Origin of the sequence: Neoroseomonas soli, assembly GCF_018129065.1 — a bacterium.
In the GTDB taxonomy this organism is placed as follows: domain Bacteria; phylum Pseudomonadota; class Alphaproteobacteria; order Acetobacterales; family Acetobacteraceae; genus Neoroseomonas; species Neoroseomonas soli.
On record NZ_JAAEDM010000062.1, the window covers coordinates 1 to 24,471 of the forward strand.

The window sequence follows — 24,471 nt, forward strand, 5'->3', positions numbered from 1 at the left end:
CGTCGCGCCCGGCGCCCCGGCGGCCGGCGCGGGCACCGGCACGGCGGGCGAGGTCTGCGCGACAGGCGTCGGCGGCAGGCTCGGCACGGGCGGGCGGTTCGCCCGGTTCCACACGTCGAAGATCAGCAGGATGCCGATCGAGAGCGCGATCGCGGCGAAGAGGCGCTTCTGGTCCATCGGGGAAATTCTCAGCCTTTCGGCGGGATGGGGCCGGGCACCGGGTCGTAGCCGCCCGGGTTCCAGGGGTTGCAGCGCAGGATGCGCTTCGCGGTCATCAGCGTGCCGCGCGCCGCACCGTGCGCGGAGAGCGCTTCCAGCGCGTAGTCGCTGCAGGAAGGGTAGAAGCGGCAATGGCTGCCGATGATGCCCCGCAGCGTGTAGCGGTAGGCATGCACGCAGCCCTTCAGGGCCATGGCGGCGGGGCTCGGCGCCGGCATCTCGGCGGCGGGCGTCATCGCACCACCCCGGCCTGCTTCAGGGCGCCGCGCAGGTCCTCGATCAATTGCGCGAAGGGGCGCGAACCGGTGGCGTCGCGCCCGATCAGCACCAGGTCCCAGCCTTCGGCACCGAGGCTCGGCATGGTCAGGCGCGCAGCCTCCTTCAGCCGCCGGCGCGCGCGGTTGCGCACAACGGCGTTGCCGACCTTCTTCGTCACGGTGAAGCCCAGGCGCACCCGCCCCGGCTCCCCGGCCACCGCCTGGAGCACGAGCCCCGGGCGCGCCGCCCGCTTGCCGCGCGAAGCGGCGCGCAGGAATTCCCGGCGCTTCTTCAGCCGCCCTGTGGGCGCGCCCGCATGGGGCGCAGCCGGGTCGGCGCTGCCCGACATGTGACGCTCCGCGCGGCGGAAGCGGTCAGGCCGAAAGGCGCTTGCGGCCCTTGGTGCGGCGATTGGCGAGCACCTTGCGGCCGCCCACCGTCGAGAGACGGGCGCGGAAGCCGTGCCGCCGCTTCCGGACGAGCTTCGAGGGCTGGTAGGTACGCTTCACGACAAGTCTCCTGAACCTCGGCGCCGACACGCAGAACATGCGGCCAGCAGGACGCGCCGGCGGCCATCCTGAAAGGACGCCCCGGCGAGGGGCGGAGGTATAGGGAGGGGGATCACCGCGCGTCAACCGCACCCGGCACGTCATATATGTAACCGAATGCTCATTCGCGCCGTAACGTCTCGCGAACATGGCTGATTCGTCCCACCTCCGTCGCCTCTGGCCGCTGCTGATCCTGGCGGGGGTGGTGGCGGTCGCCTGGGCGTCGGGGGCGACGCGCCTGCTCACTTTCGAGGCGCTGGCCGAGCATCGGGCGGCGCTCGGCGCCTGGGTCGCGGCGCGGCCGGTGGCGGCGGCGGCGGCCTATGTCGGGATCTATGCGGCGGCGATCGCACTCTCCCTGCCCGGCGGGGCGGTGATGACCCTGGCCGGTGGGTTGCTGTTCGGGGCCTGGCTTGCCACGGCGCTGGCCGTCGTGGGGGCCACCGCCGGCGCCTGTGCCCTGTTCCTGCTGGCGCGTTCCGCCCTGGCGCCGCTGGTGGCCGGGCGTGCGGCCGCGTTCATCGACCTGATCCGGCCGGGGCTGGAGCGGGACGGCTTCTTCTACCTGCTCACCATCCGGCTGATCCCGGTGGTGCCCTTCTGGCTCGCCAACCTGGCGCCCGCCCTGCTGGGGATGCCCTTCGGCGCCTATGCGGCGGCGACGGCCATCGGCATCATTCCGGGCACGGCTGTTTTCGCCGGAATCGGGGCGGGACTCGGGGAGGTACTGGCGGCGGGCGAACGGCCGGACCTGGGCGTGCTGCTCTCGCCCCCCATCCTCCTGCCGCTGCTGGGGTTGGGGGCCTTGTCCCTCCTCGGCGCCTGGTGGCGGAAAAGGACGCGCGATGCCTGACGTGGATGTGGCGGTGATCGGGGCAGGCGCCGCCGGGCTTTCGGTAGCGGCGATCTCGGCGGGACTCGGGCTGAAGGTCGCGCTGTTCGAACGCGGCGAGATGGGCGGCGACTGCCTGAACACGGGCTGCGTGCCCTCCAAGGCCCTGCTCGCGGCCGCCCATGCCGCGGCCGAGGCGCGCCGCGCGCCACGCTTCGGCATCCGCCTGCCGGAACCCGACATCGACTGGGACGGCGTGCGCGCCCATGTCGCCGGCGCCATCGCCGCCATCGCGCCCAATGATTCGGAGGAACGCTTCCGCGCCATGGGGGTGACGGTGGTGCGCGCCACCGCCCGCTTCACCGGGCCGGACCGGATCGAGGGCGGCGGACAGCGCTTCGCCTTCCGCCGGGCGGTGGTGGCGGCGGGGTCTTCCGCCGTCGTGCCGCCTGTTCCGGGGCTGGCCGGCCTGCCCTACCTGACGAACGAGACACTGTTCGACCTGACCAGGAAGCCCGGCCATCTGGTCATCCTCGGCGGCGGGCCGATCGGGCTGGAGATGGCGCAGGCCCATGCCAGACTCGGCTGCCGGGTGACCGTGGTGGAGGCAGCGGCCATCGCCGGGCGCGAGGATCCGGAATGCGTCGCCGCCCTGCGCCCCGCCCTGGAGGCCGACGGCGTCGCGCTGGTCGAGGGCGCCCGCGTCGCATCGGCGGAAGGCGACCCCGCCGGCATCGCCCTGGTGCTGGAGGACGGGACGCGCATCGCCGGCACCCACCTCCTGGTCGCGGTCGGACGGACGCCGCGGCTTGCCGCGCTGGGGCTGGAGGCGGCGGGCATCGCCCATTCGCCGCGGGGCATCGCCACCGACCTCACCCTGCGCTCGGTCTCCAACCGCCGGGTCTGGGCGGCGGGGGACATCGCCGACCCGCAGGGGCTCGGGCCGCGCGCCTTCACCCATGTCTGCTCCCAGCATGCCGGCATCATCGCCCGCGCCATGATGTTCCGCCTGCCGGCGAAGCTGTCCTACGACGCCCTGCCGCGCGTCACCTACACCGACCCGGAGATCGCCCAGATCGGCCCGACCGAGGCGGAACTCCGCGCCGCCGGGCGGGCTGATCTCACCATCCTGCGCTGGCCGCTGGCCGAGAACGACCGGCTGGTCGCCGAAGGCCGGGCCGGCGGGCTGGTGAAGCTGGTGGCAGACCCGAAGGGACGGCTGCTCGGCGCCTCGGTGGTGGGCCCCGGGGCCGGCAACATGGCCGGGATGTTCGCGGTGGCGATCGGGCGGGGCCTGCCGCTCTCGGCCCTGGCCGGGGCGGTGCTGCCCTACCCGACCGCGCAGGAGGGCGGCAAGCGGGCGGCATCCGAGTTCTTCGCGCCCCGGCTCCTCTCCCCCGGCGTCAAGCGAATCGTTGGCTTGCTCAAACGCCTGCCCTGAGACTTAGTGCGCTCCCTTTCTCCTGGGGCAGTCGCATGGAAAAGATCCTTTCGGGCCGCACGGTCCTGATCACCGGCTCGACCTCCGGCATCGGCCACGGCATGGCCCTGCTGATGGCCCAGGCCGGGGCGAAGGTCATGCTCAACGGCTTCGGCAAGCCGGAGGAGATCGCCGCGGCCCGCGCCGAGGTCGGCGCCGCCATGGGCGGTGGCGATGCCCCCTATTCCGGGGCCGACATGTCGAAGCCGGACGAGGTCCGCGCCATGGTGGCCGATGCCGAGAAGACGCTCGGCGCCGTGGACATCCTGGTGAACAACGCCGGCATCCAGTTCGTCAGCCCGGTGGAGGAATTCCCGGACGCGAAGTGGGACGCGATCATCGCGATCAACCTGTCCTCCGCCTTCCATGCCATCAAGGCGGCGCTGCCGGGCATGCGCAAGCGCAACCAGGGGCGGATCATCAACATCGCATCCGCCCACGGCCTGGTCGCGAGCCCCTTCAAGGTCGCCTATGTCGCCGCCAAGCACGGCATCGTCGGCATGACCAAGGTGGTGGCGATCGAGGTCGCGAAGACCCCCATCACCTGCAACGCCATCTGCCCGGGCTTCGTCCGCACCCCGCTCGCGGAGGCGCAGGTGAAGCCGCTGGCCGAGAAGCACGGCGTGAGCGAGGAGGTGGCGCTGACCGACTACCTGCTCGAGAAGCAGCCCTCGAAGCGCTGGATCGAGGTTGAGGAAGTCGCGCGCATGGCGCTGTGGCTCTGCGGGCCGGGGTCGGGCGGCGTGAACGGCGCGGCGCTGTCGGTGGACGGCGGCTGGACGGCGGCGTGAACGAAACGACCGCGCAGAACGGCCCGGCGGCCCCCGCCGTCGCGAAGCCGCCCCAGAAACGCCGGGTCAGCCTGGCGCTGCAGGGCGGCGGCACGCACGGCGCCTTCACCTGGGGCGTGCTGGAACGGCTGCTGGAGGACGACCGGCTGGAGGTGGACGGGCTGTCCGGCACCTCGGCCGGCGCGATCAACGGCGCGATGATGGTGCAGGGGCTGCTGGAAGGCGGCCCCGCCGAAGCGATCGCGGCCCTCGACCGCTTCTGGCGGTCCATCGCCGGGAAACTGGCCATCAGCCCGCTGCGCGCGACGCCGATGGAGAAGTTGGTCTGGGGGCACGACCTGACCTGGTCGGTTGCCTACCGCACCTTCGACACGCTCTCCCGCGTGCTGTCGCCCTACCAGATCAATCCCTTCCCCTATAACTACAACCCGCTGCGCGATGCGCTGGTGGACAGCATCGACTTCGACCGGCTGCGCATGGAGGCGAAGGCGCCGAAGCTGTTCGTCTCCGCGACCAGCGTGCGCACCGGCAAGCCGCGCGTCTTCACGCGCAAGGAACTGACGGTCGACGCGCTGCTCGCCTCGGCCTGCCTGCCGCAGGTGTTCAAGGCGGTGGAGATCGACGGCGAGCCCTACTGGGACGGCGGCTATCTCGGCAATCCGGCGCTGTGGCCGCTGTATGACCAGGGCGGGCCGCCGGACATCGTGCTGATCCAGCTCAACCCGACGGTGCGCGAGGAGACGCCGACCTCGGCCTCCGACATCGTGAACCGGCTGAACGAGATCACCTTCAACGGGTCGCTGATGGCGGAGATCCGCGCCATCGACTTCGTGCAGCGGCTGCTCGACACCGGGCGGCTGGAGCAGCCGCGGTATCGCCGGCTCTTCCTCCATCTCATCGAGGACGAGGACCGGATGCGGAAGTTCAAGCTCAGCACGAAGTTCAACGGCGACTGGGACTTCCTCTGCATGCTGAAGGAATACGGGCGGGAGGCGGCCGGCGCCTGGCTCGACCAGCACTTCGACAAGCTCGGCCGCGAGAGCAGCGTGGACATCCGCGCGAGATTTCTTTGAGCGCGAGCAGCTGGGACGCCGCGCAGTACCTGCGCTTCGAGGATGAGCGCCTGCGCCCGGCGCTGGACCTGATGGGGCGCGCTGCGCATCCGTCGCCGCGGCGCGTCGTCGATCTCGGCTGCGGCGCGGGCAACGCGCTGCCGGCGCTCGCCGCACGCTTCCCCGGCGCGGCGATCACCGGCGTGGACGGCAGCGCGGCGATGCTCGCCAAGGCCGCTGCCACCGGCTTCGCGACCGAACAGGCGGACATCGCCGCCTGGACGCCGGCCGAACCGGTGGACGTGCTGTTCAGCAACGCGGCGCTGCAATGGCTGTCGGGCCACGATGCGCTGTTCCCCCGCCTGCTGACGCATCTCGCGCCCGGCGGCGTGCTGGCGGTGCAGATGCCGGCGATGCACGCCGCGCCGCTGCGCGCGGAGCAGGACCGCATCGCCCGCGAAGGCCCTTGGGCGGCGGCGCTGGCGCGGGTGAGCAGCGCGCCGGCGATCCTCGATCCGGGCGACTACTACGACCTGCTGCGGCCGCGCGTCGCGGCGCTGGACCTCTGGGTGACGGAATACGTCCACGTGCTGCGCGGGGAGGATGCCGTGGTGCAGTGGGCGATGGGGACCAGCCTGCGGCCCTTCCTCGATGCGCTGGAGGGCGAGATGCGGGAGGGATTCCTCGGCGCGTATCGCGCGGCGATGCGGGGCGCCTACCCGGCGCGGAAGGACGGGGCGGTGCTGCTGCCGTTCCGGCGGTTGTTCATCCTGGCGCGCGTTGCGTGACCTGATCCGCCCGGCATCACTGCCGGGCATGGCCGCACGCGCGGACGGTGGCGCGGCCGCCCGCAGGACGTGATGGGATGCGGGGGCAGAGGCGCCGCCCCTCAGCCCTGCTGCCGACCCGCGCCGCTCCATGCGGCGAGGATCTCCGGCGCGAGCACGCGGATCCGCCCGCGCGCCAAGGCGATCGCGCCCTCGCGCTCCAGCGTCTTGAGCGCGCGCTGCACGACCTCGCGCACCGAGCCGGTCATGGCGGCGAGCCCGTGCTGGGTGATGTGGGCGCAATGGTCGCCGGGGCCCTCGGCCAGCGGCGGCGACCCGCGGCTGCATTCCAGCAGCAGCCGCGCCACCCGCGCCGTCACGCCGCGCAGGGCCAGGTCCTCGACCATCTCGGTCATCGCCCGCAGCCGGCCCGCGAAGACCTGGATCACCGCCGTCGCCACCTCCGGCCGCTCGCGGACCAGGGCGTGCACGCTCGCTGCCGGGATCAGCGCGACCACGCTGTCCTCCAGCGCCGCCACGGCACCGGGGTTCGGGCCGCCGTCGAACACCGGCACGTCGTTGAATGTCCGCCCCGGGCCGAGGATGCGCAGCACCTGCTCGCGGCCGTCCTCGGACAGCTTGAACACCTTCACCCGGCCACGCACGACGAAGGACAGGCCCTGGCACGGCTCGCCCTCGGCGAGGATCAGGCTGCCGGCGGCGCAGCGCCGCTCGCGCGCCTCCCCGGCCAGGCGCTTGAGGGCGGCGGGATCGAGCCCGGAGAAGTAGGGGACGCGGCTCAGGACCGCGGCGAGGGACGGCACGAGGCATCCTCCCTCGACGGGGGCGACGGCGACTTAGGTTGCAGAGTGGCGCCGCGATCCGCGGCATCTTCCGGTCCAACGAAGCTATCCATCGGAGGACCATAGTATGCGCAAGTTCCTGATGCTCACCGTGTTTGCCGCGGCGCTGACCGCCGGAGCCGCCGCGCCCGCCTTCGCCCATTGCGACAGCGTGGACGGCCCGGTCGCGGGTGCGGCGCTGCGCGCGCTCGAGACGCGCAACGTCAATCTCGCGCTGCCCTACGCCCCGGCCGCCGCGGAGGCCGAGATCTCCCGGGCCTTCACGCAGGCCGCCGCCGTGCGCGGCCAGGGGGCGGAGGCAAGGGCGATCGCCGACCGCTGGTTCATGGAGACGGTGGTGCGCCTGCACCGCGCCGGCGAGGGCGCGCCCTATACCGGGCTGAGGCCGGCCGGCACCGATTTCGGCCCGGCGATCCCGGCCGCCGAGCGGGCGCTGGCGACCGGTGAGGCCGCGCCACTGGCGGGCCTGCTGACGCATGCCGTGCAGCACGGCATGACCGAGCGCCTCGGGCGCGCGCGCGCCGCGCAGGAAGCGCCGGCCCAGCCGCGGAGCGCGGCCGAGGTCCCCCATGCCCGCACGCGGGTGAGTGCCGAGTTCGCCTTCATCGAATATGTCGAGGGCATCCACCAGGCGGTGAAGGGTGCCGCGGCCCATGGCGGCGCCGAGGCGGGGCACTAAGCAGCGTCCGGTCGAGTGGAACCGCTGCGCGGTTCCGCCGACCGGACATAAGCTGCTCTAGATTCAAAGTTTTCGAGAGCAAGAAATCCGATCAGGTGATTCCACCTGATCGGATATTGCTCTGGTGTCCTGATCCCGAAATCCTGCGGACTTCGTTCTCAGGCCACTAGCCTTTGTTTGCAGTGGCCTGCTTGTTCGCTTCGTTCGCTGGAAATCCAGCGAACGAAGCGGGCAGGACACTAGGCGCGGCCGAAGCGCAGGCCTGCCGGTTCCGGCGGGCCTACGAGGGGTCGAGGCTGCCCTTCGGCCCGGCAGATGACCCGCGAGGTTTCTCTCGCCGCGCGCGTCCCTTTCAGGCTCCATCCGGGACCGACGCGGAAGGCCGGTCTCCAGATCCCAAAGAAGGTTGAGGGGGGCGCGGGGGGAGAAGTTCCCTTCTCCCCCCGCCTTCCTCGACAACCGCGCCGTCGCTCGCCAGAGTCCCGCCATGGACCCCGCCCGCGACATCGCCACTCTCCGGCGCATGATCGATGCTGCGCGCCGTGTCGTCTTCTTCACCGGCGCGGGCATCAGCACGGAATCCGGCATCCCGGATTTCCGCGGCCCCGCTGGCACCTGGACGCGGGTGCAACCGATCCTGTTCCAGGATTTCGTCGCCTCGGCCGAGGCGCGGCGCGAGGCGTGGCGGCGGCGGTTCGAGAGCGAGCCGGTGATGCGCGCCGCGCAGCCCAACCGCGGGCATCGCGCCGTCGCGCTGCTGGTGCGGCAGGAGAAGGCCTCGGCTGTCATCACGCAGAACATCGACGGGCTGCACCAGGCGTCGGGCGTGCCGGAGGCGCAGGTGATCGAGCTGCACGGCAATTCGACCTACGCGCATTGCCTGGACTGCCGGCGGCGCTACGAGATCACGCCCCTGCGCGCGGCCTTCGAGCGCGACGGGGACGTGCCGCCCTGCGATGCCTGCGGCGGGCTGGTGAAGACGGCGACCGTCTCCTTCGGCCAGGCCATGCCGGAAGAAGCGATGGAGCACGCGCGGCGGGAGACGCTGGCGGCGGACCTCTTCATCGTCCTGGGGTCTTCGCTCGTGGTCTATCCGGCTGCGGGCTTCCCGCAGGTGGCGAAGCGCAATGGCGCGCGGCTGGCGATCGTGAACAACCAGGAGACGGAGCTGGATGTGATCGCAGACCTCGTCATTCACCACCCGATCGGGGAGGTGATGGGCGGCGCGGTGGGGGTGAATTGAGACCGCGTCAGCGCAAGACCACGAACAGGGCGCGCGTCACCGCACGACCATGAACAAGGCGCGCGTCACCGCACGACCATGAACCGGGCGCGCGTCACCGCGCGATCATGAACCGGGCGCGCGTCACCGCGCGACCAGGCGGCGGAACAGCAGGAAGGTCAGCAGCGCCACGACCATCAGCGCGGCGGCCAGGAGCACCGGCAGCGTCGCCCCGCCGGACGCATCCGCCAGCCAGCCCGCCAGCGGCGGGAAGCCCGTGCAGCCGGCGTAGAACCAGACGAAATAGACGCCGAGCCCCTGCGCCCGCCGCTCCGGCGGCACCGCCAGGGCCGGGAGGGCCGAGAAGACGGTGATCGGCAGCGCGTAGAGCAAGCCATGCGCGGCCAGGATCGGTGCCGCGAGGCCGGTTCCGGCATAGGGCAGCAGCGCAGCCAGCAGCCCCGCGGCGGTGATGCCCACCACCACCAGCGGCAATGCGGCCCCCGCGCGCCGCGCCAGCACCGCCCCGGCCGGCACGGCGATGATGTTCACCCAGGACATGAGCGAGACGGCGAAGCCGGCCTCCGTCACGCCCAGCCCGCGTTCCACCAGCAGCAGCGGCGCGAAGGTGACGAGCACCATGTACGTGCCGTTCACCGCCGCCCAGCACGCACCGGCGAGGCACATCAGGCGGACCTCGCGGCCGGTCAGCCGGCCGGTGCCGGGGGCTGCGGCCGGCGCCCTCGGCACGGGCCGCGAGGCCAGGACCAAAGCCAGGAAGGCCACCGCCCCCAACACGGCGGCGGCGAGGAACGGCGCCTGCCAGCCGAGCGCGATCGCGACCCCCGGCAGCAATGCCTGCGCCGCGGCGATCCCGATCGGCCAGCCGAGCACATAGACCGCCATGGCGGGAAACAGGTCCGGGCCGTGAAAGCGGTCCTGCATCATCTTGGTCAGCAGCAGGATCACCAGCACCGTGCCGACGCCCATCAGGATGCGCCCGGCAAAGAGCGGCGCCGCGGTCCCGGCGGCGACGCAGACCAGCGCCCCCGCCACCAACAGCGCGATGCCGAGCAGCACCCCCGCCCGGTCCCCCAGCCGCCGCGCCGCCAGGCCAAGCGGCAGGGCAAGCACCAGCCCCGGCAGCCAGAACAGCCCGACCAGCGTGCCGAAGCCGGTCCAATCCAGCCCGAATTCCGGCACCAGCACCGGCCCCGCCGCGCCCGGCGCCTGGAAGAACGCGCCGAGCGCCGCCCGCACGGCGAAGACGGCGGCGAGGAAGGGGAGCGCCGCTCTCACCGCAGCACGATGAGCCGTGAGGGCGCACGCAGCCGCACCAGCAGGATGGCGTGCTGGCGGAAGCGATGCGCGAGCACGGCACAGCGCCGCCGGTCGGCGAGCAGGAGCAGGTGGTGCTCCACCCAGGCTGGGCGGGCCGCATGCCCGGCGCCCTCCCGGAACGGCATGCCGGCGCGCCGCGCAAGGGCCCGCAGGCGCCCGAGCATCGCGTCGTTCCACCGGCGCGGCCGCAGCCGGCTCAGCGGGTTCCATGCGCCGACGAAGGCACCCCGCCGCACGCCCGCGGCGAACAGCAGCCGGTCGATCGCGGGCGACCGCCGGCCAAGGCGAACCGCCGCGCCCGCTGCCTCGTAGGACGTGACACGCCAGCCGCGCGCCAGGCGCGGCCCGACCGGCAGGGGGTCCCGCGCCAGGACGCGGACGTGCGGCAGCGCGATCATCCGAGGTGCAGCAGCATCCCCTTGAGGTACTGGCTCTCCGGCAGCATCGGGTGCAGCGGATGGTCGGGCCCGGCGCCGCTCATGTGCAGGATGCGGGCATGACGCCGGGTGCGGTGGACGCCCGAGGCGACGGCGTCCGCGAATTCCCCCGGCGCGACGTGGTGGGAGCACGACGCGATGAAGAGGAAGCCGCCGCGCTCGACCAGAGTTGCCGCCAGCCGCGCGAGCTTCGCATAGGCCCGCAGCGCCGCCGGCTGGTCCTTGCGCGTCTTGGCGAAGGCGGGCGGGTCGGCGATCACCACGCCGAAGCGCTGGCCGGCGCCGACCATGCGTTCCAGCGCCTCCATCGCCTCGCCGCGCTGGATGGCGACGCGGTCGGCGACGCCGTTCATCGCCGCAGCCTCCTTGGCGGTCGCCAGCGCATGCTCGCTGCGGTCGAGCAGCGTGACCTGCGTCGCGCCGGCCACCGCGCAGCCGATGCCGAAGCCACCGGTGTGGCAGAACGCATCGAGCACCGTCGCGCCCTTCGCCAGCCGCGCGACGCGTGCGCGGTGCTCGCGCTGGTCGAAGAACCAGCCGGTCTTCTGGCCGCCGAGGAGGTCCACGGGGAAGCGCAGGCCGTTCTCCTCGACCACCGCGCCGGCGGCGTCGCCGGCGAGCAGGCGAACCTCCTCCTCCAGCCCTTCCAGCTTCCGCACGCCGCTGTCGTTGCGCGCGACGATGCCGCGCGGGGCGATCAGCGCGGCCAGCGCCTCCACGATCAGCGGCGTCGCGGCTTCCATGCCGGCGGTGTTCGCCTGCACCGCGACGACATCGCCGTAGCGGTCCACCACCAGGCCGGGCAGCCCATCGGCCTCGGCATGGACCAGGCGGTATTGCGGAGTGTCGAAGAGGCGCTCGCGCAGGGACAGCGCCTCGGCCAGCCGGGCACGGAACCAGGCGCCGTCGCAGGCGGCATCGGGGTTCGTGTCGAGGCGGCGCGCGCCGATCAGGCTGTGCGGGTTGAAGTGCCAGGCGCCGTGCCTGACCCCGTCATCGCCTTCCAGCCGCACGATCGTGCCCGGCGGCAGGGCCTTGGCGGCCGGGGTCATGGCGATCTCGTTCGAGAAGGCCCAGGGGTGGCCCGCCTTCACGCGGCGGTCGCGTCCGGGCAGCAGCCGGACGATCGGGCGATCTTGATGCATGGCGTCGCCTAGCCTCTCAGGCAGCCAGGAGCAAGCCGGCGGCCCCAACTTCATTCCTGCTCGCATGCAGCATCATCGGAAATAGAACGGGGCGTCAGATTGCATATCGGTAAAGAATAACCATCTGAAGAGGGCGGATATTTCCTGCGGATTATATGCTGGGATTCCTCGGCGTCCGGAGGATGTGCAGAAGTGACTGCGCCTCATGCCCGCCAGGAGAATCCAGATGCCCGCCGGCAACCCGAGCGCCCTTTCCCGATTCTCCGCGGACCTCTCCCGCCGCTGGACCCAGGCCAAGCCGGTGGTCCTCGCCCTCGCCGCGGGCCTCGTCGCCGGCCCGATCATCTCCGGCATGGTGGGCTTCCAGATGCGCACCAGCACGGCGCAGACGCTCGTTCGCGATGGCGTGGTGGGCCAGCAGGCCATCTTCTGCGCCGACAGGGCGCGGATCGACACCCCGGACCCCAGCCGGCTCGACTGGACGGCGCGGGATGCTCTCGCGCGTCGCTTCGCGACCATGCCTGGCGGCGGCACCGAGATCGACCCCGACGTGGCGCGCGCCTGCGCGACACGGCTGACCCGATAGGCTGCCATGGATACGCGCACGAAGAGCAAGCTGGTGGAGTTCCGCACACCCTTCCTGGTTTCGGCCCGGTCCGGACCGATGCCTGCCGGCCGCTACCGCGTCGTGATCGAGGAGGAGAAGTTGCTCGGCATCTCCTTCCCGGCATGGCGGCGAACCCGCATGACCATCGCGCAGCACGGCCTGCCCAATGGCCGGATGCCCCGGGGCACGCCCATCACCTCAGCCGAGCTGATGGCAGCCTTGTTCACCGATAGGGAGGTGCCATCATGACGCACTCCGAATCCACGCCACCCCGTTGGGACGGCCAGCGACTCATCTTCGATCTCAACCTTGAGGGCGGCGGCTCGATCCGCTGCGCGATATCCCGGCTGGCTCTGCTGGACATCAGCGGAGGCGGCTCCTTCCGCACGTCGGATCTCCTCGCGCGCTTCATGCGGGCCCGCCCCGTGATCGAGGCCGCCGCACGGGCGAAGCTTCGCGAGCGCAACGGCCCGCCGCTCGGCATCCTGCATATCTGGGAGGACGACATCCTCGAGCCGCCCCCGGCATCCTCGCCGCGCGCGATGAGGGCTTCCAGCAACCGCGGGTGAGATTTCGGCGCGCGCGAAACCGGCCTAAACATGCCGGATGCAGATCTGCCGGGACCTCCCTTCCCTTCGCGCCGCCACCGCCGCCCTGCGCGCGGCCGGCAAGCGCCTCGCCCTCGTGCCGACCATGGGCGCGCTGCATGAGGGGCACATCTCCCTCGTCGCCGCCGGGCGGCGGGTGGCGGATGCCGTCGCTGCCTCCATCTTCGTGAATCCGCTGCAGTTCAATCCCAACGAGGATCTGTCGCGCTACCCGCGCGACGAGGAAGGCGACCTCGCGAAGCTGCGCTCCGCCGGCTGCGACCTGGTGTGGATGCCGCCAGTGGAAGCGATGTACCCGCCCGGCAGCGCGACCGTGATCGACGTCGCCGGCCCCTCCGCCGGCTGGGAGGGCGATGCGCGGCCGGGCCATTTCCGCGGCGTCGCCACTGTCTGCTGCAAGCTGTTCCAGCAGAGCCAGGCCGACGTCGCGGCCTTCGGGGAGAAGGACTGGCAGCAGTTGCAGGTCGTCACGCGCATGGCGGCCGACCTCGACATCCCCATCCGCATCCTGCCGGTGCCGACGGTGCGCGAGGCGGATGGGCTCGCGCTGTCCTCGCGCAATCGCTTCCTTTCGCCCGCGGAGCGCGCCACCGCGCCGGTGCTGTTCCGCACCATGACCGCGGCCGCCGGGGCCATCCTGCGGGGCACGGCGGTCGCGTCGGCGCTGGCCGAGGGCGACGCCACGCTGCGCGCCGCCGGCCTGGTGCCCGACTATTTCGCGCTGGTCGAGGCGGAGACGCTGAAGCCGCTGGCCGCGCGACGCGCGGACGGGCCGATGCGGCTGGTCGCGGCTGCGCGGCTCGGCACGGTGCGGCTGCTGGACAATATCCCGGTGTGAGGGCGCTTTGAGGGGGGCTCCGCCCCCCTCGCCCCCCGCCAAAGGCCGAAAGGCCTTTGGAAACCGGGTTCCGAGGGCCTTTCGGCCCTCGGTGGGGGAGCGCGAGGGGGCAAGGCCCCCTCGTTCAGCCGCGCACCGCCAGCGCCACGCCGGACAGCGTCAGCCCCAGCGCCGCCGCTTCCCGCAGGCCGAAGGGCTCGCCCAGCACGATCGCCGCGCTCGCCACGCCCACCATCGGCGTGACCAGCGTGCCGAGCGAGGCGAGCGAAGCCGGCAGCCGCCGCAGCGCCGCGAACCAGGACAGGTAGCAGAGCCCGAGCGCGAAGACCCCGCCATAGGCGATCAATGCCCACCCTTGCGCCGACAGCGTCGCGAAGCCCGGCGGGTCGAACAGCACGGCCAGCACCGCGAGCGGCAGGATACCGATCCCCACCTGCCACACCGCCCCGCTGGTCGGCGGCAGGCCGAGCGGCCATCGCTTGATCAGCACCGTGCCGAGCGAAAAGAGGATCGCCGAGGACAGGCCGAGCGCCACGCCCGGCAATTTCCCGAGCCCGACATCGACGCCGCGCCCGAGCACCAGCAGCGCGACACCCGAAAGACCCAGCACCAACCCCGCGAGCCGCGCCGGCCCAGGCTTCTCGCCCAGGATTGCCCAGGCCATCAGCGCGGCCCAGACCGGCATGGTGTAGCAGACGATGGTCGCCTCCGCCGCCGACAGCCAGAGCAGGGAGAAGGAGGCGAGCCCCATCCAGGCGGTGACGTTCAGCACCGAGGCCATGACCAGCCGCGGCCAGAGCCGTGACGGCACCGCCAGGTCCTCCCGCCGCGCCAGCGCCACCGCGAGCAGGACGAGGAAACCGAGCACCCCGCCCGCCGCGCGGGTGGTGAGCACCGGCATCTCCGCCAGCAGCAGCTTCATCGCGGGCCAGTTCAGCCCCCAGCCGAGGGTGGTGCCGAGCAGCAGCGCCAGCCCCGCCGCATCGGGCCGCGGCGCCGTGCCGCTCACGCGCGCCCTGCCATCAGAACCGGTAGCGCGCGCCGACGCTGAGGAAATCCGCCCCGTTGGTCGAGCCGTTGATGAGGCCGAAGGCACCCGAGCGGTGATGCAGGCGGAAGAAGCCCTCGATATGCGGGACCGACGGCGCGGCGAAGGTCAGTTCCAGCGCGAAGTAGTTGAGCCAGTTCGCGGAGCGCCCGTCCTTGCTGACCTCCGTCGGCGAGAGGTCCGCGACATAGGACGGCCCGATCGGATAGACCGCGAAGGTGGTGCGCAGGTGCCGGTTCCAGGGGAATTCCGTCCAGCGCAGCGCCAGCGCGGCATAGGCCTCGAAACTGTCGTTGTCGCCGAAGCGCCGGCCGGCGCCGGCCTCCACCTCGATGTCGAGGTGGCGGAAGATTGTTGCCAGCCGCCGGCTGTAGGAGATCGAGAGGAGGTAGATGTCCTCCGTCCTCGTGTCCCAGGGGCTGGTGACGATGTCGGAGAAGACGTCCGGGGAGTAGATGCCCGCGAAGACCGCGACGCCGTTGCGGCGCTCCGACATCGGGCGCGGTTCCTCGGCCGCGGGCGCGTCCTGCGCCGCGGCGGGCTGCGCCGCGAGGATCGCGAGCGCCGCCAGGCCGCCGCGCGCCAGGCGAGTCGTCAATGCATGAAGTCCGGTTCCTCGCGCGCCAGGATGCGCTTGACGCTCTCGAGGTGCAGGCGGGCGCTCTCGCGGTCGCCCTCGCGCATCTGTTCGTAGGTGCGCTGGGCCATCTCGGGCGGCACGGGCTTGAGGGTGCGCCCGGTGGACAGCGCCAGCCGCTGCGCCTCCGCCGCGCGCTCGAGGTAGTAGAGGTCGTCCCAGGCCTCCGCCACCGTCGGCCCGACCACCATCACGCCGTGGTTCTTCATGAAGACGATGTCGGCGTCCCCGATGGACGCGGCGATGCGGTCGCCTTCCTGCTCGTCCAGCGCGAGGCCGCCGTATTCCTCGTCCACCACCGTGCGGCCGTAGAACTTCAAGGCGGTCTGCCCGGCCCAGAGCAGCGGCGGGCCTTCCAGCATGGCGAGCGCCGTCGCGTTCGGCATGTGGGTGTGGAAGGCCGCCTTGGCGCGCGCCAGGTTCTTGTGCACGCGGGCATGGATGAAGAAGGCGGTCGCCTCCGGCACGCCGTCCCCGGCGATGACATTGCCGCGGAAGTCGCAGACCAGCAGGCGGGACGCGGTGATCTCGCTGAACGCCCAGCCATAGGGGTTCACCAGGAACAGGTCGTCCCGCCCCGGCACCACGAAGGAAAAGTGGTTGCAGATGCCCTCGTGCATGCCGAGGCGGCCGGCCATGCGGAAGCAGGCGGCGAGATCGACGCGCGCCTGCCGCACCGCATCGGCGTCGAGTTCCGTATTGCGCAGGATGGCAGGCGCGGCGGGCGCGCCGAGGGCATGGGCCATGGGTCTCCGTCCTTCCCGGAAGACCGGCAGCGTCGCCCAAGCCTCGCCGAAGGGCAATCCGCCGCCACGGCGTGCCAGGGTTGCCGCCGCGCCGGACCGCGCTGTATCGACGTGGATGCCGAGGACGGAACGTTGGAACCGACCGAGATGTTGAGCACCAACCCCTATCGCGGCCGCCCCGACCACTGCTTCTGGCGCCAGGCCATGGCCGGACGCGACGCCACCGGGGTCGATCCCGTCACCGCCCTGCCTTTCCGCATCACCCGCGCCGACGCGGTGGCGACGGCGGGCAGTTGCTTCGCGCAGCACCTGGCGCGGCACCTCTCGGGCGCGGGCTTCCGCCACCTCGTCACCGAGCGCCACCCGGGCGGGGACGCACCCGACGAGGGCTACGGCGTCTTCCCCGCGCGCTTCGGCAACATCTACACGACGCTGCAGCTCCGCCAGTTGTTCGAGCGCGCCTACGGGCTGCTGCGGCCCAGAACACGCGCCTGGGCATTGCCGGATGGCGGCTTCGCCGATCCCTGCCGCCCGCGCATCCAGGCCGGCGGCTTCCCGAGCCTCGGCGCGCTGGAGGAGGACCGCCGCCGGCACCTCGCCGCCGTGCGCCGCATGTTCGAGACCTGCGACGTCTTCATCTTCACCCTCGGCCTGACGGAAGGCTGGGTCTCGGCCGAGGACGGCGTCGCCGTGCCGCTGCATCCCGGCGTGCTCGGCATCGAGACGCCGCCCGACGCCTGGCGCTTCGCCAATGCCGGCTTCGCCGCGACGCTCGGCGCGCTGGAGGCCTTCCTCGCCGGGCTGCGCGACGTGAATCCCACGGTGCGCGTGATGCTGACCGTCTCCCCGGTCTCCCTGGTCGCGACGCATGAGGACCGGCACGTGCTGGTCTCCACCGTGGCGAGCAAGTCGATCCTGCGCGCGGTGGCCGAGGAGATGTGCCGGCGCGACCCCGGGATCGCCTACTTCCCCTCCTACGAGATCATCACCGGCCCGCAGGCGCGCGGCCACTTCTTCGCCGACGACCTGCGCGAAGTCACGCCCGAGGGCGTGGCCCATGTCATGTCCGTCTTCGCCCGCCACGGGCTGGAAGACGGGTCGGCCCCCGCTGCCGGCCCGGCGCCCGGCACCGAACCTGCGCCCGCCGCGGCGCCGCCGCCCGCCGCCCCGGCCAGTGCCGCCGAGGCCGCCGACTACGCCGCCCTGACCCGGGTGATCTGCGACGAGGACGCCATCGTCGCGCCCGGTGGGGCCGCCTGATGCGCGTCGCGGTGCTCGGCCATTGCCAGGCCCATGGCTACGCCCACGCCCTTGCGCAGTTGCTGCCCGAGGCGGAGGTCGAGGCCTTCGAGGCGACCGTCATCCGCAACGCCCGGCAGGCGCCCGCCGCCGCCGCGATGATCCGCGGCTTCGACGTCATCTTCAGCCAGGATCTCGGCGCCGAGTTCGGTCGGCTCGCCAGCGCCGCGCTGGCGGAGGGCGGACCGCCGCTGCACCGGCTGCCAGTGGTCGCCTTTCGCGGCTACCACCCGGACATGGCGTACCTCACGCTGAAGGGGCAGGTGCAGGCCTCGCCGCTCGGCGCCTACCATTCGGCCATCGTCGCCGCCGCCTTCTCCCTCGGCGTGGCGGAGGAGGACGTGCCGACCCTGTTCAACCGCCTGGTCTTTCGACGGCTCGGCTACATGGCGACCTTCGCGGCGGGGCGGACGCTGCTGCTCGACCTGCTCGCGCGCCATGGCCTCGACATGGCGGCGGAGTTCGAAACCTGGCACGCGCGCGGCCCCTTCATGCACACCATGAACCACCCAGGCGCCTTCGTGCTGGCCGACCTGGCGCGAGCGGCGGCGATCCGCGCGGGGCTGGTGCCGGCGGACGCGCCCCGCGTGCCCATGCCCTACGACCGGTTGGCGGGCGACACCATGTGGCCGGTCTATCCCGAGATCGCCGAGACGCTCGGCGTGCCGGGCGGGATGCTGTTCAAGCGCAACGACAGGCCGGTGGGGCCGCTCGGCAATTCCACCTTCATCGGCCTGCCGCGGCTGATCCGCGAGAGCTACGCCATGTACCGGAACCTGGACGAGGCCGCCTTCCAGGAGGGCGCGGTCGGCCAGGCGCGGACGAGGCTCGCGGAGATGCGGCTGTAGGCACCCGGCGCGCAGCCCGGCAGGATGCCGCCGGGGCCCGCCCCGCAGACGGGCCGCGGGAGGAGACATCCGCCATGCGCCGCCGCATCCTGCTCGCCGCCCTCGCCGCGCCCAGGGTCGTGCGAGCGCAGGCCGCGCCGATCCGCGTCCTCGGCACCGGGGCGGTCGCCGCCTCGGCGCAGGACCTGGCCGCGGGCTTCACCTCCCGCACCGGGCGCGCGGTGACGATCGAGACCGCCAATGCCGGCGTGACCGCCCGCCGCCTGCGGGAGGGAGCGGCGGCGGACCTCGTGCTCAACAGCGAGAGCCAGGTCGAACGCCTCGCCGCCGAGGGGCTGCTCGACGGCGCCACGCGGCGCGAACTCGGCCGCATGCTGATCGGCGCGGCTGTGCGCCGGGGCGCGCCGAAGCCCGACATCTCCAGCGAGGCGGCGCTGCGGGCGGCGATCCTCGCCGCGCCGGTGATCGCGCATTCCGACCCGGCGACGGGGGCCACCGCCGGCACCCATGCGGCGCGGCTGATCGAGCGCCTCGGCATCGCGGAGGAGATGCGCGCGCGCACACTGGTCTTTCCCGGCGGTGGCGCGGCGGTGCAGGCGGTGGCCGAAGGCCGCGCCGCGCTGGCGCTTTCCCAGGTCAGCGAGATCCTCGCCGTGCCGGGCGCCGAGTTGGTGGGCCCGCTGCCGGACAGCGCGCAGCTCGTCACGGCCTATCTCGGCGCGGTGGCGAGTCGCGCGGCAGACCGGGAAGGCGCGCTCGCACTGCTCGACCACCTGACCGGGCCGGAAGGGCGCGCGCGGTTCCGCGCGGCGGGCTTCGTGACCCGGTAGCGCGCCCCCCCTGGCTATGCCGGGCGCGCGTGGCATGATGCGGGACAACAACGACACCAACGGGGAAACGCATCCATGAACCGCAGGCACCTCCTCGCCGGCGCGGCGGCGCTGCCGCTCGTCGCCATCCGCCCCTCCGAGGGCCGCGCGCAGTCCGGCATCTCGGACGGCGTGGTGAAGATCGGCGTGCTGGACGACATGTCCGGCGTCTTCGCCGACCAGCAGGGCATGGGGGACGTGGTCTCCGCCCGCCTCGCCATCGAGGATTTCGGCGGCCGGGTAAACGGCATGCCGATCGAACTCGTCCATGGCGACCTGCAGAACCGCGCCGATGTCGGCATGGGGATCGCGCGCCGCTGGTACGACCAGGAGAAGGTCGATGCCATCTTCGGCCTCGGTAATTCAGCCGTCGCGCTCGCGGTGCAGAACCTGGCGCGGGAGAAGCAGAAGATCGACGTGGTGGTCGCCGCCGGCACCACGGACCTGACGGGCAAGGACTGCTCTCCCTTTGGCGTGCACTGGACCTACGACAACTACGCGCTGGCGCGCGGCACCGTCGGCGCGGTGATGCAGGGCGGCGGACAGCGCTGGTACTTCATCACCTCCGACTACGCCTTCGGCCATTCGCTGGAGGCCAATGCGGCGGCGGTGGTGCGCCAGCTCGGCGGCCAGGTGATGGGCAGCACGCGGGCGCCGCTGGGGGAGACGGATTATTCATCCCACCTCGTGCGCGCCGCCGGGTCGGGGGCGAATGTCGTGGGGATCGCCGCGGCGGGCACGGACCTCATCAACATCGTCAAGCAGATGGGCGAGTTCGGGCTGAACCGGCGCGGCATCCAGCCCGCAGCGCTGCTCTGCCTGCTGACGAACATCAAGGCGATCGGCCTCGACACCGCGCAGGGCATGGTCTTCACCGAGGCCTATTACTGGGACCAGAACGAGCAGACCCGAGCCTATGGGCTGCGCTTCCAGCGCGCCCACGGCCGACCGCCGACCATGTTCCAGGCGAGCATGTGGGGCGCCGTCACGCACTACCTGAAGGCGGTGCAGGCCGCCGGCACCGATGCCGCGCCGGCGGTGATGGCGAAGATGCGTGAGACGCCGATCAACGACTTCATGACGACCAACGGCACGATCCGCGCCGATGGCCGCGTCATCCGCGACATGTACCTGATGCGCGCGAAGAAGCCCGCGGATGCGCGCGGGGAGTGGGACCTGCTGGAAGTGGCGCAGACCATCCCGGGCAACGAAGCCTTCCGCCCGCTGAACGAGGGCGGCTGCCCGCTGGTGCGCTGATACCCCGGGATCATTGCCGGGCATATGTGCGTACGAGGCCGGTGAGGCGGCCGTGTGCAGGACAAGCATGATACGCGCGGCATCATTGCCGGGCGTATCGGCGCGCAGGGGGTTGGTGGGGCGGCCGCGCAGGACAATGGGAATACGGGCCGCATCCGGGCACCGGCCCGCGGCTGCGGCGGGCCTCGGCCGTCGTGCTGGGCTGCGCCCGGTCAGGAGCGTCCCTTCGGTCGGGATCTGCCGGGCCGGCGCCTGCCGCCACTGGCGTCAGCCGGTAGCCCCATGTCCTGACCTGCGGCCTGCGAGGCAGGCCGAGGCCGCGGATGCGGCCTGCCCGGCGTCCGGGGGCAAGAAGGCAGTTGCCAGCGGTCAATGAATTGGACCGCCGGGACTCTGACCGCTGGCGTCAGTCGGCGGCCTCGGCCACTTCGACGCGTTCGACGGGAACGACCTCGACCTGCGCGAGGCCGCTCTGGATCATGTTCAGGTTCCGCGCGATCCGCGGGCTGAGGTCCACGATGCGGCCGCGCGTCCAGGGGCCGCGGTCCTGCACGGTGCCCGTGGTGGACAGGCCGTTGTTGAGGTTGGTGACGCGGACGACGGTGCCGAAGGGCAGCGTCCGATGCGCGATGGTATCGGAATGCGGGTCGAAACGGCCGCCACTGGCCATACGCCGCCCCGTGAAGTGGCGCGCGTAGTAGGAGGCGGTGCCGACCTGCGGCTCACCCACGGGCCGATCGACGGTGGCGGAGGCGACCGGCTGGGGCCCGCCCTCGGCCGACTGGGCGCAGCCCATGGTCAGCGAGGAGAAGCCGAGCACCGCACAACTCGCCACGACCCTCAGGGTCGCCTTGCGCGATCTGCCGCCACGGACCTTGCGGAGGTCCTCGGCGAGGCGGTCCGGCATCTGGCCACGTGCGGGGTGGTGGGGGGCATGGCGTTGGAACCCCATGGGGGGACTCTCCTGGGCGGTTCTGGCTGCGCGAGCCGTTGGGGGGACGCACGCCCGGCGGCGCGCGATGGTCTCCAGCGAACAGATGACACCTGAATTCACGGGCAGCCGGGGGGCTGCCGAACCATGCCATGCAGCAAATCGCGCCCGAGCGCAACAGTTCCCACCCATCGAAGGCCCGCGCCGACGCCCAGGACTGCTCCGGCGACCTGTCGTCATCTGAATTATTCGTCAAGTATCACAACTTTACGTCTACTTTCACTTGTTCCCGATACAACTGAACTCACGCGCATGAACATTGTATTCAGGCACGGAGCGCATGGGGTCGGGACCCCCCCCTCCGCGGGCGATGGACAGTCGGCGCAGGCGGGCTTAGTCGGGCCTATCCGAAGCAGGACGGGCACGGGGAACGATGAGCGGCACCAACCAGCGGATCGACGGCAAGCGCCTGTGGGACAGCCTGATGGCCATGGCCGAGATCGGCGCAACGCCGAAGGGCGGCGTGAAGCGGCTGACCCTCTCCGACGTCGACAAGGCCGGCCGCGACCGCTTCAAGGGCTGGTGCGAGGCGCTGGGCCTGACCGTGCGCGTGGACGCGATCGGCAACATGTTCGCCCGCCGCGAGGGCCGCGACCCGAAGCGCCTGCCGGTGCTGATGGGCAGCCATCTCGACAGCCAGCCGACGGGCGGCAAGTTCGACGGCGCGCTCGGCGTCATCGCCGGCCTCGAGGTGATGCGCTCGCTGAACGACCTCAACATCGTCACGGACGCACCGATCGAGCTGGTGAACTGGACCGACGAGGAAGGCTCCCGCTTCGGCCATTCGCTGATGGGGTCCGGCGTCTGGGCCGGGATCTACTCGCAGGACAAGGCCTACGGCCTGCGCGATGTCGACGGCGTCAGCGTCTCCGACGCGCTGGACCAGATCGGCTACAAGGGCGAGCACGCCGCGAAGCCCTTCCCGGCCGATGCCTATTTCGAGCTGCACATCGAACAGGGCCCGATCCTCGAGAAGGAGGGCAAGCAGGTCGGCATCGTGACCGGCGCGCAGGCGCAGGTCTGGTACGATGCGGTGATCACCGGCCAGGACAGCCATGCCGGCACGACGCCGCCTTCCGCGCGCAAGGATGCGCTTGTCGCCGCCGCGCGCGTCGTGACGCTGGTGGACCAGCTGATGCGCGCACGCGGCGAGGACGGCCGCGGCACGGTCGGCTACCTCCAGGTGATGCATCCCTCCCGCAACGTGGTGCCCGGCGAGGTGCGCTTCAGCGTCGAGTTCCGCCATCCCGACGACGCCGAGATCCTGTCGCTCGCCGAGACCTTCCCCGCCGAGGCCGCGAGGCTCGTCGCCGAGACCGGCTGCCGGCTCGACCTGTCCGAGCTGTTCCGCATCCCGGCCCAGCCCTTCGATCCGTCCTGCGTGGACCTGGTGCGCCAGGCGACCAGTCGGCTGGGCCTCTCGGCGCGGGAGATCATCTCCGGCGCCGGGCATGACGCCGTCTATGTCGCGCGCTCGGTGCCGACGGCGATGATCTTCACGCCCTGCAAGGACGGCCTGTCCCACAACGAGGCCGAGAGCATCATGCCCGAGGAGGCCGAGGCCGGCTGCCAGGTGCTGTTCGAAGCCGTGGTGGCGCGCGCCAACCGCACCGTCTGACGCAGGGGGTCGCGCCCGCCCCTCCGGGCGCGCCTTGCCGACCGGGAAAAAAGGGAGGGGGTCGCGGGGGAGGTTCGCCTCCCCCGCGCGCTTGCTTCACGGCGTCGCCGTCACCAGCACCTCGCCCTTCGTGACGACCGGCGCCTGCGGCAGGAGTTCCGCGAGGTTGGCCGCCACCATCCCGCGCACCTTCTCGTGCGCCGCCTCGGCGTTCGCCTGGCTGTCGAAGAGGCTGATCGAGAAGACGCCGCCCTCGCTCTTCCCGGCCCAGTAGGCCTGGAAGCCCGGGTGCGACTTCAGCATCGGCAGGACCGAGGCTTCGACGCGGCGCACGATCTCCTCCACCGATCCGGTGGCGGTGTAGCTGCGGATCATCGCGTACATGGCGCATTCCTCATCGTGGAAGGGGCCGACGGTGAATTGCTGCGCCCGCGCGCAGCGCCGCGTCAAACATTCGTTTCGTATCTGCGACAGGGATCGGAGAGCGCGGCGGATTGCCTGCTTCGCCGCTGACACCGCGCAGAACGCCTCGGCGACGGGGGAGACCCGCCCTGCCCTTTCCACGGAGCCGGTTCCACGGAGCCGGCCCCCGCGCTGCGGGCAGCAGGTTCGGCCCGCACCAGCTAGAGATCGGCCGACAGCCGGCGCGGGAGAGGACACCCGCCCACGGCATGCCGCCGGGCCGGGGTTCCCCTCAGCCGGCGATCAGCCTGGCACCGAGATAGGCGGCAGCACCGGCGAGGGCGCCGACGGCAAGCGCATTCACCGCCCCGCGCAGCGGCGGCAGCCCGGTCGCGCGCGCCTTCAGCCAGCCGAAGCCGGTCAGCGCGCAGGCGGTGAGCAGGCCGGACACGGCAAGCGCCCCCCCGGTGCCCGGCATCAGCATGTAGGGCGCGAGCGGCACCAGGCCGCCCGCCACATAGGCCGCGCCGGCGGTCACGGCCGAGCGCCGGGCGCGCTGCGGTTCCGGCTCCTTCAGGTCGAGTTCGAAGCGCATCATGAAATCGACCCAGCGGCGCTTGTCCGCGCAGATCGAATCGACCGCGAGGCGCAGCGCATCGCCGCGCACGCCGTAGCGGTGCAGGATCGCCGCGACCTCCCAGCGCTCGCGGTCCTCGTATTCGACCGTCTCCTCCTCCTCGCGCCGGCGCTCGGAGGCGTAGTGGTCAGCCTCGCTCCGCGCGGCAAGGTAGCCGCCGAGGCCCATGGCGATGCAGGCCGCCGCGATCTCCGCGAGGCCCGCCGTGACGATCAGCGGGTTGGCGACCGCCGCACCCGCAAGCCCGGCCGCCAGCGCGAAGGGCACGGTCAGGCCGTCCGCGGCGCCAATGACGAGGTCGCGCACCACCTCGTTCTGCGCGAAGTGCTTCTCCTCGTGCGGAGGTCCGGGCGGCATGGGCCAGAGCCCGTCGCGATTCAGCGCTTCGGGACGAGAGGGTTGCGTAGGCGTGTCCATGCCAGCGAGGCTAGC

General features: G+C 72.1%; 29 protein-coding genes. 16 read left to right on the top strand and 13 right to left on the bottom strand.

The genetic code is table 11. The features are described 5' to 3' along the window. Positions 1–188: 188 nt before the first annotated feature. Genes yidD through rpmH form a run of 3 tightly spaced genes read right to left on the bottom strand, consistent with a single transcriptional unit; the run spans position 189 to position 986 of the window. Entirely contained in the window at positions 189–455 is a 267-nt protein-coding gene (yidD, locus tag GXW76_RS18555) for a membrane protein insertion efficiency factor YidD (protein ID WP_408904377.1), read from the bottom strand. Continuing rightward, entirely contained in the window at positions 452–826 is a 375-nt protein-coding gene (rnpA, locus tag GXW76_RS18560; protein WP_211863590.1) for a ribonuclease P protein component, read from the bottom strand. The genes yidD and rnpA overlap by 4 nt, the downstream gene beginning before the upstream one ends. A gap of 25 nt (positions 827–851) precedes the next feature. After that, on the bottom strand, positions 852–986 hold the full coding sequence (gene rpmH, locus GXW76_RS18565; protein WP_211863591.1) for a 50S ribosomal protein L34: 135 nt from the start codon (positions 984–986) through the stop codon (positions 852–854). 187 nt (positions 987–1,173) lie between these two features. Between rpmH and GXW76_RS18570 the strand changes: the two genes are divergently transcribed. The 5 genes from GXW76_RS18570 to GXW76_RS18590 are packed head-to-tail and all read left to right on the top strand — an operon-like array spanning position 1,174 to position 5,968. After that, positions 1,174–1,878 (top strand): TVP38/TMEM64 family protein, encoded by a 705-nt coding sequence (locus GXW76_RS18570; protein ID WP_211863592.1) that lies wholly within the window; start codon positions 1,174–1,176, stop codon positions 1,876–1,878. Next, positions 1,871–3,298, top strand: a complete 1,428-nt coding sequence (locus GXW76_RS18575; protein ID WP_211863593.1) for a dihydrolipoyl dehydrogenase family protein — start codon at positions 1,871–1,873, stop codon at positions 3,296–3,298. The genes GXW76_RS18570 and GXW76_RS18575 overlap by 8 nt, the downstream gene beginning before the upstream one ends. A 35-nt stretch (positions 3,299–3,333) precedes the next feature. Further along, positions 3,334–4,128: a 3-hydroxybutyrate dehydrogenase gene (locus GXW76_RS18580; RefSeq protein ID WP_211863594.1), complete on the top strand. Its 795-nt coding sequence runs from the start codon at positions 3,334–3,336 to the stop codon at positions 4,126–4,128. After that, entirely contained in the window at positions 4,125–5,201 is a 1,077-nt protein-coding gene (locus GXW76_RS18585; protein ID WP_211863595.1) for a patatin-like phospholipase family protein, read from the top strand. Before GXW76_RS18580 ends, GXW76_RS18585 begins: the two co-directional genes overlap by 4 nt. Further along, the gene (locus GXW76_RS18590; protein ID WP_211863596.1) at positions 5,198–5,968 is read left to right on the top strand and encodes a methyltransferase domain-containing protein; all 771 of its coding nucleotides are present in this window, start codon (positions 5,198–5,200) and stop codon (positions 5,966–5,968) included. The genes GXW76_RS18585 and GXW76_RS18590 overlap by 4 nt, the downstream gene beginning before the upstream one ends. A gap of 101 nt (positions 5,969–6,069) precedes the next feature. Here GXW76_RS18590 and GXW76_RS18595 read toward each other — a convergent pair whose 3' ends face one another. Beyond that, the gene (locus tag GXW76_RS18595) at positions 6,070–6,771 is read right to left on the bottom strand and encodes a Crp/Fnr family transcriptional regulator (protein WP_211863597.1); all 702 of its coding nucleotides are present in this window, start codon (positions 6,769–6,771) and stop codon (positions 6,070–6,072) included. A 106-nt stretch (positions 6,772–6,877) separates the two neighbouring features. Here GXW76_RS18595 and GXW76_RS18600 point away from each other — a divergent pair, with 106 nt between their 5' ends. Beyond that, complete coding sequence (locus GXW76_RS18600) at positions 6,878–7,489, top strand: DUF6448 family protein (protein WP_211863598.1); 612 nt, start codon at positions 6,878–6,880, stop codon at positions 7,487–7,489. A gap of 487 nt (positions 7,490–7,976) precedes the next feature. Next, the gene (locus GXW76_RS18605; RefSeq protein WP_211863599.1) at positions 7,977–8,732 is read left to right on the top strand and encodes an SIR2 family NAD-dependent protein deacylase; all 756 of its coding nucleotides are present in this window, start codon (positions 7,977–7,979) and stop codon (positions 8,730–8,732) included. A gap of 123 nt (positions 8,733–8,855) precedes the next feature. Here the strand turns inward: GXW76_RS18605 and GXW76_RS18610 are convergent, their stop codons facing one another. From GXW76_RS18610 to GXW76_RS18620, 3 genes are read right to left on the bottom strand one after another with little or no spacing between them, the layout of a single operon-like run. Then, positions 8,856–10,010: an MFS transporter gene (locus GXW76_RS18610; RefSeq protein ID WP_211863600.1), complete on the bottom strand. Its 1,155-nt coding sequence runs from the start codon at positions 10,008–10,010 to the stop codon at positions 8,856–8,858. After that, complete coding sequence (locus GXW76_RS18615; protein WP_211863601.1) at positions 10,007–10,450, bottom strand: DUF3293 domain-containing protein; 444 nt, start codon at positions 10,448–10,450, stop codon at positions 10,007–10,009. Before GXW76_RS18615 ends, GXW76_RS18610 begins: the two co-directional genes overlap by 4 nt. Next, positions 10,447–11,634, bottom strand: coding sequence for a class I SAM-dependent rRNA methyltransferase (locus GXW76_RS18620; RefSeq protein ID WP_211863602.1), 1,188 nt, complete (start codon positions 11,632–11,634; stop codon positions 10,447–10,449). The genes GXW76_RS18615 and GXW76_RS18620 overlap by 4 nt, the downstream gene beginning before the upstream one ends. Before the next feature lie 226 nt (positions 11,635–11,860). Between GXW76_RS18620 and GXW76_RS18625 the strand changes: the two genes are divergently transcribed. Genes GXW76_RS18625 through panC form a run of 4 tightly spaced genes read left to right on the top strand, consistent with a single transcriptional unit; the run spans position 11,861 to position 13,687 of the window. Beyond that, positions 11,861–12,220 (top strand): hypothetical protein, encoded by a 360-nt coding sequence (locus GXW76_RS18625; RefSeq protein WP_211863603.1) that lies wholly within the window; start codon positions 11,861–11,863, stop codon positions 12,218–12,220. Positions 12,221–12,226: 6 nt separating this feature from the next. Next, positions 12,227–12,490, top strand: coding sequence for a hypothetical protein (locus tag GXW76_RS18630; protein WP_211863604.1), 264 nt, complete (start codon positions 12,227–12,229; stop codon positions 12,488–12,490). Beyond that, on the top strand, positions 12,487–12,810 hold the full coding sequence (locus tag GXW76_RS18635; RefSeq protein ID WP_211863605.1) for a DUF1488 family protein: 324 nt from the start codon (positions 12,487–12,489) through the stop codon (positions 12,808–12,810). The genes GXW76_RS18630 and GXW76_RS18635 overlap by 4 nt, the downstream gene beginning before the upstream one ends. 37 nt (positions 12,811–12,847) lie before the next feature. Beyond that, on the top strand, positions 12,848–13,687 hold the full coding sequence (panC, locus tag GXW76_RS18640; RefSeq protein ID WP_211863606.1) for a pantoate--beta-alanine ligase: 840 nt from the start codon (positions 12,848–12,850) through the stop codon (positions 13,685–13,687). 124 nt (positions 13,688–13,811) lie between these two features. Here the strand turns inward: panC and GXW76_RS18645 are convergent, their stop codons facing one another. From GXW76_RS18645 to GXW76_RS18655, 3 genes are read right to left on the bottom strand one after another with little or no spacing between them, the layout of a single operon-like run. Next, complete coding sequence (locus tag GXW76_RS18645; protein WP_338150993.1) at positions 13,812–14,696, bottom strand: DMT family transporter; 885 nt, start codon at positions 14,694–14,696, stop codon at positions 13,812–13,814. A 13-nt stretch (positions 14,697–14,709) separates the two neighbouring features. Further along, on the bottom strand, positions 14,710–15,333 hold the full coding sequence (locus GXW76_RS18650) for a hypothetical protein (RefSeq protein WP_211863607.1): 624 nt from the start codon (positions 15,331–15,333) through the stop codon (positions 14,710–14,712). Further along, positions 15,330–16,118 carry an aldolase gene (locus tag GXW76_RS18655; protein ID WP_211863608.1) on the bottom strand — a complete coding sequence of 263 codons (789 nt, stop codon included), beginning with the start codon at positions 16,116–16,118 and terminating at the stop codon, positions 15,330–15,332. Before GXW76_RS18655 ends, GXW76_RS18650 begins: the two co-directional genes overlap by 4 nt. Before the next feature lie 147 nt (positions 16,119–16,265). Between GXW76_RS18655 and GXW76_RS18660 the strand changes: the two genes are divergently transcribed. The 4 genes from GXW76_RS18660 (at position 16,266) to GXW76_RS18675 (ending at position 20,391) form a co-directional block, all read left to right on the top strand. Next, entirely contained in the window at positions 16,266–17,378 is a 1,113-nt protein-coding gene (locus GXW76_RS18660; protein ID WP_211863609.1) for a GSCFA domain-containing protein, read from the top strand. Next, complete coding sequence (locus tag GXW76_RS18665) at positions 17,378–18,265, top strand: WcbI family polysaccharide biosynthesis putative acetyltransferase (protein WP_211863610.1); 888 nt, start codon at positions 17,378–17,380, stop codon at positions 18,263–18,265. Before GXW76_RS18660 ends, GXW76_RS18665 begins: the two co-directional genes overlap by 1 nt. Positions 18,266–18,339: 74 nt before the next feature. Further along, positions 18,340–19,095, top strand: a complete 756-nt coding sequence (locus tag GXW76_RS18670; protein WP_211863611.1) for a molybdate ABC transporter substrate-binding protein — start codon at positions 18,340–18,342, stop codon at positions 19,093–19,095. A gap of 75 nt (positions 19,096–19,170) precedes the next feature. Next, a complete protein-coding gene (locus tag GXW76_RS18675; protein WP_211863612.1) occupies positions 19,171–20,391 on the top strand; it encodes an ABC transporter substrate-binding protein in 1,221 nt (406 codons plus the stop codon). A 406-nt stretch (positions 20,392–20,797) separates the two neighbouring features. On the opposite strand, the gene GXW76_RS18680 is transcribed toward GXW76_RS18675, so the two are convergent. Beyond that, positions 20,798–21,343, bottom strand: coding sequence for a septal ring lytic transglycosylase RlpA family protein (locus tag GXW76_RS18680; protein WP_246514504.1), 546 nt, complete (start codon positions 21,341–21,343; stop codon positions 20,798–20,800). A gap of 412 nt (positions 21,344–21,755) precedes the next feature. Here GXW76_RS18680 and GXW76_RS18685 point away from each other — a divergent pair, with 412 nt between their 5' ends. Then, complete coding sequence (locus tag GXW76_RS18685) at positions 21,756–23,000, top strand: Zn-dependent hydrolase (RefSeq protein ID WP_211863613.1); 1,245 nt, start codon at positions 21,756–21,758, stop codon at positions 22,998–23,000. A 96-nt stretch (positions 23,001–23,096) separates the two neighbouring features. Here the strand turns inward: GXW76_RS18685 and GXW76_RS18690 are convergent, their stop codons facing one another. Beyond that, complete coding sequence (locus GXW76_RS18690) at positions 23,097–23,384, bottom strand: hypothetical protein (RefSeq protein WP_211863614.1); 288 nt, start codon at positions 23,382–23,384, stop codon at positions 23,097–23,099. A gap of 310 nt (positions 23,385–23,694) precedes the next feature. Next, positions 23,695–24,396 (bottom strand): VIT1/CCC1 transporter family protein, encoded by a 702-nt coding sequence (locus GXW76_RS18695; protein ID WP_246514505.1) that lies wholly within the window; start codon positions 24,394–24,396, stop codon positions 23,695–23,697. Positions 24,397–24,471: the final 75 nt, after the last annotated feature.

What these genes read in the sequence shown, in the direction of transcription:
- yidD (WP_408904377.1), bottom strand. Translation starts at nt 455, where the DNA reads ATGACGCCCGCCGCCGAGATGCCGGCGCCGAGCCCCGCCGCCATGGCC.
- rnpA (WP_211863590.1), bottom strand. Translation starts at nt 826, where the DNA reads ATGTCGGGCAGCGCCGACCCGGCTGCGCCCCATGCGGGCGCGCCCACA.
- GXW76_RS18570 (WP_211863592.1), top strand. Translation starts at nt 1,174, where the DNA reads ATGGCTGATTCGTCCCACCTCCGTCGCCTCTGGCCGCTGCTGATCCTG.
- GXW76_RS18575 (WP_211863593.1), top strand. Translation starts at nt 1,871, where the DNA reads ATGCCTGACGTGGATGTGGCGGTGATCGGGGCAGGCGCCGCCGGGCTT.
- GXW76_RS18580 (WP_211863594.1), top strand. Translation starts at nt 3,334, where the DNA reads ATGGAAAAGATCCTTTCGGGCCGCACGGTCCTGATCACCGGCTCGACC.
- GXW76_RS18600 (WP_211863598.1), top strand. Translation starts at nt 6,878, where the DNA reads ATGCGCAAGTTCCTGATGCTCACCGTGTTTGCCGCGGCGCTGACCGCC.
- GXW76_RS18605 (WP_211863599.1), top strand. Translation starts at nt 7,977, where the DNA reads ATGGACCCCGCCCGCGACATCGCCACTCTCCGGCGCATGATCGATGCT.
- GXW76_RS18615 (WP_211863601.1), bottom strand. Translation starts at nt 10,450, where the DNA reads ATGATCGCGCTGCCGCACGTCCGCGTCCTGGCGCGGGACCCCCTGCCG.
- GXW76_RS18620 (WP_211863602.1), bottom strand. Translation starts at nt 11,634, where the DNA reads ATGCATCAAGATCGCCCGATCGTCCGGCTGCTGCCCGGACGCGACCGC.
- GXW76_RS18625 (WP_211863603.1), top strand. Translation starts at nt 11,861, where the DNA reads ATGCCCGCCGGCAACCCGAGCGCCCTTTCCCGATTCTCCGCGGACCTC.
- GXW76_RS18630 (WP_211863604.1), top strand. Translation starts at nt 12,227, where the DNA reads ATGGATACGCGCACGAAGAGCAAGCTGGTGGAGTTCCGCACACCCTTC.
- GXW76_RS18635 (WP_211863605.1), top strand. Translation starts at nt 12,487, where the DNA reads ATGACGCACTCCGAATCCACGCCACCCCGTTGGGACGGCCAGCGACTC.
- panC (WP_211863606.1), top strand. Translation starts at nt 12,848, where the DNA reads ATGCAGATCTGCCGGGACCTCCCTTCCCTTCGCGCCGCCACCGCCGCC.
- GXW76_RS18655 (WP_211863608.1), bottom strand. Translation starts at nt 16,118, where the DNA reads ATGGCCCATGCCCTCGGCGCGCCCGCCGCGCCTGCCATCCTGCGCAAT.
- GXW76_RS18660 (WP_211863609.1), top strand. Translation starts at nt 16,266, where the DNA reads ATGTTGAGCACCAACCCCTATCGCGGCCGCCCCGACCACTGCTTCTGG.
- GXW76_RS18665 (WP_211863610.1), top strand. Translation starts at nt 17,378, where the DNA reads ATGCGCGTCGCGGTGCTCGGCCATTGCCAGGCCCATGGCTACGCCCAC.
- GXW76_RS18670 (WP_211863611.1), top strand. Translation starts at nt 18,340, where the DNA reads ATGCGCCGCCGCATCCTGCTCGCCGCCCTCGCCGCGCCCAGGGTCGTG.
- GXW76_RS18675 (WP_211863612.1), top strand. Translation starts at nt 19,171, where the DNA reads ATGAACCGCAGGCACCTCCTCGCCGGCGCGGCGGCGCTGCCGCTCGTC.
- GXW76_RS18680 (WP_246514504.1), bottom strand. Translation starts at nt 21,343, where the DNA reads ATGGGGTTCCAACGCCATGCCCCCCACCACCCCGCACGTGGCCAGATG.
- GXW76_RS18685 (WP_211863613.1), top strand. Translation starts at nt 21,756, where the DNA reads ATGAGCGGCACCAACCAGCGGATCGACGGCAAGCGCCTGTGGGACAGC.
- GXW76_RS18690 (WP_211863614.1), bottom strand. Translation starts at nt 23,384, where the DNA reads ATGTACGCGATGATCCGCAGCTACACCGCCACCGGATCGGTGGAGGAG.
- GXW76_RS18695 (WP_246514505.1), bottom strand. Translation starts at nt 24,396, where the DNA reads ATGCCGCCCGGACCTCCGCACGAGGAGAAGCACTTCGCGCAGAACGAG.